This window comes from Actinoplanes sp. NPDC048967 (genome assembly GCF_040649415.1).
GTDB lineage: Bacteria > Actinomycetota > Actinomycetes > Mycobacteriales > Micromonosporaceae > Actinoplanes.
Window position 1 is genome coordinate 384,010 of sequence record NZ_JBEZFL010000003.1, and the last position, 11,341, is coordinate 395,350.

Consider the following 11,341-nt stretch of genomic DNA (forward strand, 5'->3'; position numbering starts at 1 on the left):
ACTAGTGCGGACCCCTGACATGATTATCCGACCGGATGCCCGTTGCCGCCGCCACGGCGTCGGGCCTCCGGCCGGAGAGTGTCGGGGCCGGCGGTGTCGGCAGGATCACGCCGGCCCCAGTTCCCGGGTCGCCGCCCTCAGGCCGCGACGATGTTGTCGCCGTCCACCTTGACCTTGGTCTCGGGCAGCGGCTTCTTGGCCGGGCCGCCGGTCGGCGCGCCGTCCTCGATGGAGAAGGTGCTGTTGTGGCACGGGCAGGTGATCACGCCACCGTCGACCTTGCTCACGTCACAGCCCTGGTGGGTGCAGACCTTGCTGAACGCCTTGAAGGTGCCCGAGGCCGGCTGGGTGATGACGTAGTCGCCCTTGATGATGCCGCCGCCCTCGGGGATGTCCGCGACCAGCGCGAGCGCCGCGCCACCGGAGTTGCCGCCCGAGTCGCCGCCGGAGGTCGAGCCGGTGTCGGCGCCCTTGCTGCCGGCCGGCGCGGGATTGTTGCTGAAGTCGCCGCCGCTGGAGCCGTTGCTGCCGGCGCCACCGGTGTCGGTGCCACAGGCGGCCAGCAGGCAGCCGGCGCCGAGCGCGGTGGCTCCGGCCAGCACGACGCGGCGCGACGATCCCGCTCCCCCGCAGGCCGGCTGGACGGCGGTGATCTCGGCGTCGGGCCTCGTCTGCACGTCAGTCATCTGTTCCGAACCCTTCCCGTACCCCTGATCCGCGTGCTTGCGTCACGCGGCGTTGCTTGTACATACGCTGCCATCCGCGATGTGGTTCATGGGCCGGGTGGAAAATATCGGCGTGGATGCTGCGTTTCGCCGTAGTTTCGGGCACGCCGCCAGGCCCGCCCCTGGTAGCGGGGCGGGCGGACGGCGTAGCTGTGTGTTACCTGTGGATCAGACGGTGGCCTTGGCCCGGGACCGGGTGGCCCGGGGCTTGGTCACCGCCTTGGGGGCGCCGTTGGCCTTGGCCGCGCGGGCCAGAGCGGCGGCCGCACCGGCCGGCTCGCCGGTGAGGCCGAGCATCGGGCGCAGGAACTGCCCGGTGTGGCTGTCGGGCACGTCGGCCAGCTCCTCGGGGGTGCCGGTGGCCAGCACCAGACCGCCCTTGTGGCCGCCCTCGGGGCCCATGTCGATCAGCCAGTCGGCGTTCTTGATCACGTCGAGGTTGTGCTCGATGGTGATGACCGTGTTGCCCTTGTCGACCAGGCCGTTGAGCACCAGCAGCAGCTTGCGGATGTCCTCGAAGTGCAGGCCGGTGGTCGGCTCGTCGAGCACGTAGACCGTCCGGCCGGTGGAGCGCTTCTGCAGCTCGGAGGCGAGCTTGACGCGCTGCGCCTCACCACCGGACAGGGTGGGTGCGGGCTGGCCCAGCCGCACGTAGCCCAGACCGACGTCGACCAGGGTCTTGAGGTGGCGGTGGATCGACGTGATCGGCTCGAAGAAGGTCGCGGCCTCCTCGATCGGCATCTCCAGCACCTCGGAGATCGTCTTGCCCTTGTAGTGCACCTCCAGGGTCTCCCGGTTGTACCGGGCGCCCTTGCACACCTCGCAGGGGACGTAGACGTCCGGCAGGAAGTTCATCTCGATCTTGATCGTGCCGTCGCCGGAGCAGTTCTCGCAGCGGCCGCCCTTGACGTTGAACGAGAACCGGCCGGGACCGTAGCCGCGCACCTTGGCCTCGACGGTCTCCGCGAACAGCTTGCGGATGTTGTCGAACACGCCGGTGTACGTGGCGGGGTTGGACCGCGGGGTGCGCCCGATCGGCGACTGGTCCACACCGACGACCTTGTCGACGTGCTCCAGGCCGGAGATCCGGGTGTGCCGGCCCGGCACCATGCGAGCGCCGTTGATCTGGTTGGCCAGCACGGTGTAGAGGATGTCGTTGACCAGGGTCGACTTGCCCGAGCCGCTGACCCCGGTGACCGCGATGAACTGCCCCAGCGGGAAGCCGACGGTGATGTCGCGCAGGTTGTGCTCCCGCGCGCCCTGCACGACCAGCTCGCGGCCCGGCGTGTGCGGGCGGCGGGTGGCCGGCATGGGGATCTTCTTGCGGCCGGACAGGTACGCCCCCGTCGGGGACTCCTTGTTGGCCAGCAGACCCTTGACCGAGCCGCTGTGCACGATGTTGCCGCCGTGCTCACCGGCACCGGGGCCGATGTCGACGATCCAGTCGGCGGTACGGATGGTGTCCTCGTCGTGCTCGACCACGATCAGCGTGTTGCCCAGCTTCTTGAGCCGGACCAGCGTCTCGATGAGCCGGTGGTTGTCGCGCTGGTGCAGGCCGATCGACGGCTCGTCCAGCACGTACAGCACGCCGACCAGGCCGGAGCCGATCTGGGTGGCCAGCCGGATGCGCTGCGCCTCGCCACCGGACAGGGTGCCGGCCCCGCGGTCCAGCGACAGGTAGTCCAGGCCGACGTCGACCAGGAAGCGCAACCGGGCGTTGATCTCCTTGAGCACCCGCTCGGCGATCATCTTCTCGCGGTCGGTGAGCTCGATGGTGGCCAGCAGCTCGGCGCACTCGCCGACGGACAGGTTGCAGATCTCGGCGATGCTCTTGCCGGCGATCGTGACCGCCAGCACCTCGGGCTTGAGCCGGGCGCCGGAGCACGTCGGGCAGGGCACCTCGCGCATGTAGCCCTCGTACTTGTCGCGGGACCAGTCGCTCTCGGTGTCGCTGTGCCGGCGCTCGATCCACTGCACCACACCCTCGAAGCCGGTGTAGTAGGAGCGCTCACGGCCGTACTTGTTGCGGTAGCGGACGTGGACCTGGTCCTCGGAGCCGTACAGGATCGTCTTCTGGGCCCGGCTCGGCAGCTGCCGCCAGGGAGTGTCGACGCTGAACTTCTCGGCCTTGGCCAGGGCCTCCAGCAGGCGCAGGAAATACTCCATGGTGGAACCACCGGACCACGGCTGGATCGCGCCCTCGCGCAGGGTGCGCTCCTCGTCCGGCACGATCAGCTCCGGGTCGACCTCCTTCTTGGTGCCCAGACCGGTGCATTCCGGGCAGGCGCCGTAGGGCGCGTTGAAGGAGAAGACCCGCGGTTCGAGATCCTCGATCGCCAGCGGGTGGTCGTTGGGGCAGGCCAGGTGTTCGGAGAAGCGGCGCTCGCGGTTCGGGTCGTCCTCGGGCAGGTCGACGAAGTCGAGCAGCACGATGCCGCCGGACAGCGCCAGCGTCGCCTCGACCGAGTCGGTGAGGCGCTGCTTGCTGCTGGCCTTGACCGAGAGCCGGTCGACGACCACCTCGATGGTGTGCTTCTCCTGCTTCTTGAGCTTCGGCGGCTCGGCCAGCGAGTGCACCACGCCGTCGACCCGGGCCCGGGCGTAGCCCTTGGACTGCAGCTCGGCGAAGAGGTCGACGTACTCGCCCTTGCGGCCGCGGATCACCGGCGCGAGCACCATGAACCGGGTGCCCTCCCGCATCGCCAGGACCCGGTCGACGATCTGCTGCGGCGACTGCTTGCTGATCCGCTCACCGCAGACCGGGCAGTGCGGGATCCCGGTACGGGCGAAGAGCAGCCGCAGGTAGTCGTACACCTCGGTGATCGTGCCGACGGTGGAGCGGGGGTTGCGTGAGGTCGACTTCTGGTCGATGGACACGGCCGGGGACAGGCCCTCGATGAAGTCGACGTCGGGCTTGTCCATCTGCCCGAGGAACTGCCGCGCGTACGACGACAGCGACTCCACGTAACGGCGCTGGCCCTCCGCGAAGATGGTGTCGAAGGCGAGGCTGGACTTGCCCGAGCCGCTGAGACCGGTGAACACGATCATCGCGTCGCGGGGCAGGTCGAGGTTGACGTCGCGCAGGTTGTGCTCCCGCGCGCCGCGGATGATCAGTCGGTCGGCCACAGCCAGCCACTCCGTAACGTCAAGACAATGGGCGCCGCCACCCTAGCCACGGGGTACGACAAGTTTTCCGCCAGCGAACTACAGCGCCGTGGACGGGACCGGCATTCCCGTCACCCGGACGGGCGAACGATGCCCCGTACGTCCCACAGCTGAACCCCGCCGACCTGCTGCGGAGCCTTCCCGAGCAGGTCGGTGAGGATCTTTTCGAGCAGGTCGTGGTGCGGGGTGCCCGGCACGAGCACCACCACCGCGGCCCGCCAGTAGCTCAGGTCGTTCTTGGCGGCCATCCGGTCGGCGACCGTGACCACCGGCATCCGACCGTACGCCCCCGCGATGCGTAACAGGTCGGAGGTGCGCCGGGGTGCGGCGTTCCAGGAGCCGGTGTTGTTCAGCGGCGGGTCCGCCGGGCCCATGAAGTAGCCCCGCGGAACCCGGTAATCCAGCCCGGACATCGCGAACCACCGCATCCCGGCCCGGCCCGTGGTGACTTCGGGCAACGGCACGGTCACCAGGGTGCGGTCGTCGCTGACGTAGTCGCGCCACATCTGCTGGGCGATGAACGGCGGCAGCGGGTCGGCGGCGACCACCGGCAGCGGCTTGGGCAGCACCGGCACGATCGCTATGACGAGGCCGACCCAGAACGCGGTCTGCCGGTGCCGGCTCAGCGCGGGCACCCGGTCGGCGGCCAGCGCCAGCAGCAGGCCGATGATCGTCGTGGTCACCATCGCGAACCGGGTGACGCTGACCAGGTCGATCACCGGCACGTGGGCGATCAGCGCGAACGGCAGCGGGATGCCGGTGTCGTGGCCGCCGACGCGCAGCTCGGGGCCCATCGACATGATCAGCAGGACCAGGCCGGCGATCGCGGCGGCCCGGGCGGCCAGGTTGCGCCACACCAGCACCAGCGAGACGACGAGCAACACCAGCAGCGGTACGCCGTAGAAGGTGTTCTCCTCCGTCGGGCTGACGCTCAGTTCCCGGGCGATCGCCGCGTTGCCGGCCAGCGACTGCCGCGCGTACGCGCCCAGCGACAGCAGGTCGGTGACGAACTTGCCCGGCTCGAACGGCTGCCCGCTGTAACTCTGCGGCCCGGTGAACTGGAACCACAGCGGGTACGCCAGCGGCACCAGCGCGGTGATGCCCGCCACACCCAGCCCGGCCAGGAACCGGCGCCAGTAGCCCCGCACCTGCGACCACGCCAGCGCCGCGTACGCGATCACGAAGGCGCCCAACGTCAGCGCCGTGAACAGCAGAACTTCCTCGTTGATGAAGACCTGCAGCACAATCAGCAGCCCGAGCACGACCCCGCCGCGGACCGCCCGGCCGGGCTCGCGCAACCGCAGCACCTGCCAGACGATGAACGGCACGACGAACTGCGAGACGAAGTTGATGTGCCCGTTGGCGTGCGACACCATCGTCGGCGCGAACCCGCACCACAGGCCGCCGATCCAGGCGGCCCGGCGGCTCTCGACCAGGTGCCGGGACAGCACCCAGTACCAGGCGAAGGCCGTACCGGCGAGACCCAGCGTGAGCAGCAGCACGACCGAGACGCCCACGCCCAGCCAGTGGGTGACCGGGGCCATCGGCACGCTGAGCGCCAGCTCGGAGGTGTTGGCCATCATGTTGACGCCGTCGGGCACGTTCATCCGGTCGGTGAACAGCGGGTTCGCCCCGTGGAAGAGGACCCGCTCGCCGTGCGCCATGGCGAAGGCGAAGAAGCCGTGGTCGTCGTCGTTGTGCGACAGCACCCGGCCGGCCGGGTCGATCCAGAGCTGGATCAGCACCAGTACGCCGAGCGCGAGATAGCTGGTCAGCGCCCAGAGGTCGGGGCGGCGGCGCCGCGCGGGCGGGGGCGCCGCCGCGGCCGGGAGGCCGCGCTCGTCCAGGACCTCTTCCACCGCGGGCACCGGTGAATTGTGCCAGAGCCGCTCAGCGGCGCGGCCTGCGCCGTGACGAGCTCGCAGCCTGCGCCAGCCGCGCGGCCCGCCGGCTGCTCTCGACGGCGACCTCGCGGTGCAGCTTGCGCCAGCTCTCCAGGCGCCGAGGCAGCAACGTCCCGTCAGCCAGCGCCGCCGCGACGGCGCAACCGGGCTCTTCGTCGTGACCACAATCACCGAAGCGGCATTGAGCGGCCAGCTCCGTCACGTCGGCGAAGGCCCGGTCGAGACCCGCGGCGGTGTCCAGCAGACCCACCCCGCGGATGCCCGGCGTGTCCAGGACCGCTCCCCCGCCGGGGATGACAACCAGATTCCGGTACGCGGTGGTGTGCCGGCCCTTGCCGTCGGCGCGCCGGATCTCCTGGACGCCCATCACCTCGGTGCCGGCGAGCGCGTTGACCAGCGAGGACTTGCCCGCGCCGGACCGGCCCAGCAACGCCAGGGTGCGGCCCGGGGCGACGTATTCGCGTAACGCCTCCAGCCCGGTGCCGCGGTGCACGCTGACCGGCAGGACGCGTACCCCGGGCGCCAGCTCGGCGAGCTGGCGCGCGACCGCCTGCGGATCCCGCGCGGTGTCGCTCTTGGAAAGCACGATGACCGGCTGCGCGCCGGACTCCCAGGCCAGCGCGAGCAGGCGTTCCAGGCGGGCGTCGTCGGGCTCCGGGTGCATCGGTTCGACGACCGCGACGGCATCCATGTTGGCCGCCAGGACCTGCCCGACGGAGTCCTTGTCCGAGGTACGGCGGATCAGCGCGGTGCGCCGCGGCAGCACACAGTCGACGGTGGTACGCCGGTCGGGCCAGCGCCGCAGCACCACCCAGTCACCGGCGCAGGGCAGACTGGCCGGGTCGTGGGCGGCGCCGAGCAGCACACTGCCGGCCAGGCTGGCCCGGGTCACCCCGGACGGATCGAGAACGGTGCAGACGCCGCGGTCGGCCCGCAGCACGCGGGCGGCGGTGGCGTCGGGACGGTCGAAGGGGCGATAGGCGGACGCGAGTGTCTCGTCCCAGCCCAGCGCGGACAGGTCAGACATGAGAACCCTTAGGGTGAAGGGGAGGCCGCGCCGACAGGCGTCAGGCGGCAGCCTCCGGGCGAAGCCGGAACGCACGAACGACGAACAGCACGATTCCCACCCCCTCCGTGATCGTCTGGCGCGTCTGCACCGACGGTACGGACGCCGCTACGCCCACGAAAGCGAATTCCGGGGCGCCCGCCCCGGAGCCACCAACTAGGGTCGTCTCGTGACGGTTGACCCGCTTGTGCTGATGACCGACGTCGACGAGGCCACCGAGCGCCTGATCCGTACCGCGGAGGGGTTGGACGACAGCGCGATGAGCGCGCCGTCCGCGCTTCCCGGCTGGACCGTCGGTCATGTCCTGACCCACGTGGCCCGCAACGCCGACGCCTACACCAACCTGCTGACCTGGGCCCGCACCGGCGTGGAGACGCCGGCCTACGCCTCGCCGACGGCCCGCGCGGACGGCATCGACGCCGGCGCCGACCGGCCGGTGGCCGAGCAGATCGCCGACCTGCGCGAGGCCCACGAACGCCTCGCCGACGCGGCCGCGGCGATGCCGGCCGAGGCGTGGACGTTCTTCCTGGCCCCGACCGGCGCGTCGGCGGCCGCGGTGCCGTGGGCCCGGCTGCGCGAGGTCGAGGTGCACCACGTCGACCTGGGCCGCGGCTACACCCCCGAGGACTGGTCGGACGCGTTCGCGCTGCGCCTCCTGCGCGAGATCGTCACCAACATCCAGGACCTCGACCTGGTGCTGCGCCCGCAGGGCGTCGAGCACACGCTGACCATCGGCAACCCGGACGGCGCCCCGGAGATCAGCGGCCCGACCCGCTCGATCGCGGCGTGGCTGGCCGGCCGGGCCGACGGCAGCGACCTCACGGTGTCGCCGGACGGCGCACTGCCCGAGCCCCCGAGGTGGAAGTGACATGTCCTACACCGGAGACGTGACCCGCGGCGGCCGGCCGGCCGTGCGCGAGCTCACCGGCCTGACCGTCCGCAAGGTGTCGGTGGGCCCGATGGACAACAACGCGTACCTGCTGACCTGCCGGGCCGACGGCACGCAGGTGCTGATCGACGCGGCCAACGACGCGGACACCCTGCTGGAGCTGATCGGCCCGGCCGGCCTCGCGGCGGTGGTGACCACCCACCGCCACCCGGACCACACCGGCGCCCTCCAGCAGGTGATCAAGGCCACCGGCGCGGAATCGATCGCGGGAGCCGACGACGCCGAGGCGATCCCGGTGGTGAGCCGCACGGTCCGCGACGGCGACACCATCGCGGTGGGCGACTGCAGGCTCGAGGTGATCCACGTGGTGGGGCACACGCCGGGCTCGATCGTGCTGCTCTACCGCGAGCCGGACGGCATCGCCCACCTGTGGACCGGCGACAGCCTGTTCCCGGGCGGCGTGGGCAACACCCGCGGCGACCGGAAGAACTTCGCGTCGCTGATCGGTGATGTGGAGACCAAGCTGTTCGACCGCCTGGGCGACGACACCTGGTTCTACCCGGGCCACGGCAAGGACTCGACCCTGGGCACCGAACGTCCCCACCTGCCGGAATGGCGCGAGCGCGGCTGGTGAGGCTCAGAGGGCGGCGGTGAGCTCGGCCGACTCCATCGGCAGGGAGAACATCGGGTAGTCGTAGGCGATCGCGTTGTCGTGTTCCTCCGCCGAGGTCGCCGCCGTGCAGTCGGTCAGGGTGATGACGCGGTAGCCGTTCTCGTACGCGCTGCGCATCGTGGACTCCACGCAGCAGTTGGTCAGGAAGCCGGCCAGGATCACCGTCGAGATGCCGCGCGAGCGCAGGATGAAGTCCAGGTTCGTGCTGGCGAACGTGTCCAGGCCGCGCTTGCCCTCGATGAGGATGTCGCCCTCGGCCGGGGTCAGGTCCTCGACGATCGCCGCGCCCCAGGTGCCCTTGACGAAGGCGTTGCCGTCCACGACTCCCTTGAGGATCCCGTACGGGTGCCGCGACAGCTCGCCGTAGCCCGGCGCGAACGTGATCGGCGCGTGCATGATCGTCACGCCGGCCGCGCGGGCCGCGTCGACCAGGGCGATCGTGTTGGCCAGCATCCCGGTCTTGTCCATCACCGGCGCGACGGCGTTGTGCAGCACGCCGCCCTCCGAGACGAACTCGTTCTGATACTCGATCAGCACGAGAGCCGTCGTGGCGGGGTCCAGCTGCAGCGGTTCGGACATCACAACTCCTGGTGTGCGGCGGGTCACATGGTGTCCATGCAAGCACTCCGGGCAGCCGCGAGCAATGCGCCGTCCGCCCACGGCTGAACCGTTCCCCCATCCGGTGCGCGCGTCCCTAGACTCGGAACACCCCTCGACGCGCGGAGGTCCGGTGACACCCGATCTGCGATGGCAACCTTCCAGCCCTCCTCCCCCACCCGAGCAGTGGCCGGGCGGCGGTCCCGCCCTTCCCGGCTGGCTCGAGGAACGCCTCTTCGACCAGCGCATCGTCATGATCCGGGGCCCGCTCACCGGGCAGGCCGCCTCGGGGATCGCCGCCGCGCTGCTCACCCTGGACGCGGCCGGGCCGGAGCCGATCCAGCTGCACGTGGCCAGCTCCGGCGGTGACCTGAACGCGGCCCACGCCGTCATCGACGTCATGGACGCCATGGCCGCGCCCGTGCACGCGGTGGTCACCTCCGAGGCCGGCGGGGCCGTGCTCGCGGTGCTGGCCGCCGCCGAGCGCCGCTCCGCGTACCGGCATGCCCGCTTCAAGCTGGCCGAGCCCCGCGCGGCCGGGGTCACCGGCACCGCCGACGAGGTGGCCGCGGCCGCCGGGCAGCACCTGCGTGAGCTGGAGGAGGTCGTGCTGCGCCTGGTCGAGGTGACCGGCCAGACCCGCAGCAGGATCGAAGATGACCTGTCCGCCGGGCGGGTGCTCAGCGCGGCCGAGGCCCGCGACTACGGCCTCATCGACGAGGTCGTCGGCAAAGAGGCATGAAAAACGGCGCGGGCCCCGATCGGGACCCGCGCCGTTTCGTGCTTACGAGACTTACTCGGCGACCTTGACGCCCATCGAGCGCGCGGTGCCGGCGACGACCTTCACCGCGGCGTCGACGTCGTTCGCGTTCAGGTCGGGGAGCTTGCGCTCGGCGATCTGCTTGATCTGGTCGGCGCTGAGCGTGCCCACGGTCTGGGTCAGCGGGTTGGACGCGCCCGACTGGATGCCCAGAGCCTTGCGGATCAGGAAGCTCGTCGGCGGAGTCTTGTAGGCCAGCGTGTGGCTGCGGTCCTCGTAGACCGACACGACGACCGGGATGATCTCGCCACGCTGCTTCGACGTCGCCTCGTCGTACTCGACCTTGACGGCGCGCATGTTGGCGCCGGTCGGGCCGAGCATCTTGCCGAGGTCGACCATCGCGGCGTTACCCGCCTCAAGCGCGAGGGTTACCTCATGGGTCTTCTTCTTGGGCGGCATTACGCAAAAGCTCCTTAGTGTGTGCTGCACGAACCTACGTCAGGAGCTCGCCAGCATCATCAACGCACGACAACCCCGAGACCTTACTACCGCGCTCGAGAATGGGTCAAAGCGGCGGGCACAGTCTCGGGTTCCGCCGACTAGTGTAGCTCGACCCCTGCGGCGCCCGGCGACCCGGTCGGCTAGTAGCGGTCGCAGTAGCAGGACTTCATCAGCGAACGGGTGACGTCCACGTACTGCTCGTTGGGGAGCTCCTTGCGCGCGTACGCCTCGTCGACCGCCCCGCGGCCCATGTTGTAGCCCGCGATCACCATGTTGAGCAGGCACAGGCTGGAGTGGCTCTTGCACTTTGCGGTGCTCAGGTCGTACTTGCCCTTGAAATACGAGTCGCCGAACGCCTTGGTCAGCCAGGCCAGGTAGTTGGCGCCGAGCACCGCGTTCTGCTTGTAGTCCTCGGCCGAGTACGTCTTCTCGAAACGCTGGTTGATGAACGCCTCGGTGTCCGGCATCACCTGCATCAGGCCCCGGCCGCCGTCGCAGTTCACGAAGTTCGAGGTCCAGCCGCTCTCGTGCCAGGCGGTGACCAGGACCAGCCGGCTCGGCACCTTGAGCCGCGGCGCGGACCCCGGCCAGTACGTCTTGCCGGCCGCGGCCTTCAGAGCCGCCTTGGCCTTGGCCTTGGGCATCTCCTTGCCGTCGCGCTCGGCGCAGGCGGGCAGCTGGAAGTTGTTCGGGTCCTCGGTCGGGGTCGCCTTGGGCTTGGCCGTGCTCTTCTTCGGCCTGGGCTTCGCCGTGGTCGGCTCCGGGCTGGGCTCCTCGTCCTCGAGCACCGGGTCGACGATGTTCTCCGGCACCGAGGCCGTCGGCTGCGCCGCCACCGTGACCGGCTGCTGCTTCTGGCCGCCGAGCCCGCAACCGCTCACCACCAGCGACCCGACCAGCGTCGCGACGAGCACGGCAAGCCTGCGGTTCATCGACGAAGTCCTTCCCGGTGCCTGGAGACGACGCCCGAACGCTAGCAGCGGGCCGCCGCCCGTGCCGCCCGACAAAATGCCCATCAGGGACGAGGTCCGACACCGGTTCCGGGTTGTGACCCCGGACGG

Annotated in this window: 10 protein-coding genes; 3 read left to right on the forward strand and 7 right to left on the reverse strand. The window is 70.4% G+C overall.

The genetic code is table 11. The features are described 5' to 3' along the window. Window positions 1-137 precede the first annotated feature (137 nt). From AB0C12_RS14330 to rsgA, 4 genes are all read right to left on the reverse strand, one after another. Window positions 138-686 carry a Rieske (2Fe-2S) protein gene (locus AB0C12_RS14330; protein ID WP_360547813.1) on the reverse strand — a complete coding sequence of 183 codons (549 nt, stop codon included), beginning with the start codon at window positions 684-686 and terminating at the stop codon, window positions 138-140. Between the two features lie 207 nt (window positions 687-893). After that, window positions 894-3,851: an excinuclease ABC subunit UvrA gene (gene uvrA, locus AB0C12_RS14335; protein WP_360547815.1), complete on the reverse strand. Its 2,958-nt coding sequence runs from the start codon at window positions 3,849-3,851 to the stop codon at window positions 894-896. Between the two features lie 110 nt (window positions 3,852-3,961). Continuing rightward, the gene (locus AB0C12_RS14340) at window positions 3,962-5,758 is read right to left on the reverse strand and encodes a glycosyltransferase 87 family protein (RefSeq protein ID WP_360547817.1); all 1,797 of its coding nucleotides are present in this window, start codon (window positions 5,756-5,758) and stop codon (window positions 3,962-3,964) included. A 22-nt stretch (window positions 5,759-5,780) separates the two neighbouring features. Beyond that, window positions 5,781-6,821 carry a ribosome small subunit-dependent GTPase A gene (gene rsgA / locus AB0C12_RS14345; RefSeq protein WP_360547819.1) on the reverse strand — a complete coding sequence of 347 codons (1,041 nt, stop codon included), beginning with the start codon at window positions 6,819-6,821 and terminating at the stop codon, window positions 5,781-5,783. Window positions 6,822-7,029: 208 nt separating this feature from the next. Here rsgA and AB0C12_RS14350 point away from each other — a divergent pair, with 208 nt between their 5' ends. Next, complete coding sequence (locus AB0C12_RS14350; RefSeq protein WP_360547821.1) at window positions 7,030-7,728, forward strand: maleylpyruvate isomerase family mycothiol-dependent enzyme; 699 nt, start codon at window positions 7,030-7,032, stop codon at window positions 7,726-7,728. Between the two features lies 1 nt (window position 7,729). Next, window positions 7,730-8,383 (forward strand): MBL fold metallo-hydrolase, encoded by a 654-nt coding sequence (locus tag AB0C12_RS14355; protein WP_360547823.1) that lies wholly within the window; start codon window positions 7,730-7,732, stop codon window positions 8,381-8,383. Window positions 8,384-8,386: 3 nt separating this feature from the next. Here AB0C12_RS14355 and AB0C12_RS14360 read toward each other — a convergent pair whose 3' ends face one another. Then, the gene (locus AB0C12_RS14360) at window positions 8,387-9,001 is read right to left on the reverse strand and encodes a cysteine hydrolase (RefSeq protein ID WP_360547825.1); all 615 of its coding nucleotides are present in this window, start codon (window positions 8,999-9,001) and stop codon (window positions 8,387-8,389) included. Window positions 9,002-9,152: 151 nt separating this feature from the next. Between AB0C12_RS14360 and AB0C12_RS14365 the strand changes: the two genes are divergently transcribed. Further along, a complete protein-coding gene (locus AB0C12_RS14365) occupies window positions 9,153-9,761 on the forward strand; it encodes an ATP-dependent Clp protease proteolytic subunit (RefSeq protein ID WP_360547827.1) in 609 nt (202 codons plus the stop codon). A gap of 51 nt (window positions 9,762-9,812) precedes the next feature. On the opposite strand, the gene AB0C12_RS14370 is transcribed toward AB0C12_RS14365, so the two are convergent. Together AB0C12_RS14370 and AB0C12_RS14375 are read right to left on the reverse strand one after the other, a co-directional pair. Continuing rightward, window positions 9,813-10,238 (reverse strand): 50S ribosomal protein L11, encoded by a 426-nt coding sequence (locus AB0C12_RS14370; protein WP_360547829.1) that lies wholly within the window; start codon window positions 10,236-10,238, stop codon window positions 9,813-9,815. 182 nt (window positions 10,239-10,420) lie between these two features. Beyond that, window positions 10,421-11,212, reverse strand: coding sequence for a transglycosylase SLT domain-containing protein (locus AB0C12_RS14375; protein ID WP_360547831.1), 792 nt, complete (start codon window positions 11,210-11,212; stop codon window positions 10,421-10,423). Window positions 11,213-11,341: the final 129 nt, after the last annotated feature.

Excerpts from the sequence above, each read along its gene's own strand:
- AB0C12_RS14330 (WP_360547813.1), bottom strand. The coding sequence starts at position 686 with ATGACTGACGTGCAGACGAGGCCCGACGCCGAGATCACCGCCGTCCAG.
- rsgA (WP_360547819.1), bottom strand. The coding sequence starts at position 6,821 with ATGTCTGACCTGTCCGCGCTGGGCTGGGACGAGACACTCGCGTCCGCC.
- AB0C12_RS14355 (WP_360547823.1), top strand. The coding sequence starts at position 7,730 with ATGTCCTACACCGGAGACGTGACCCGCGGCGGCCGGCCGGCCGTGCGC.
- AB0C12_RS14360 (WP_360547825.1), bottom strand. The coding sequence starts at position 9,001 with ATGTCCGAACCGCTGCAGCTGGACCCCGCCACGACGGCTCTCGTGCTG.
- AB0C12_RS14370 (WP_360547829.1), bottom strand. The coding sequence starts at position 10,238 with ATGCCGCCCAAGAAGAAGACCCATGAGGTAACCCTCGCGCTTGAGGCG.
- AB0C12_RS14375 (WP_360547831.1), bottom strand. The coding sequence starts at position 11,212 with ATGAACCGCAGGCTTGCCGTGCTCGTCGCGACGCTGGTCGGGTCGCTG.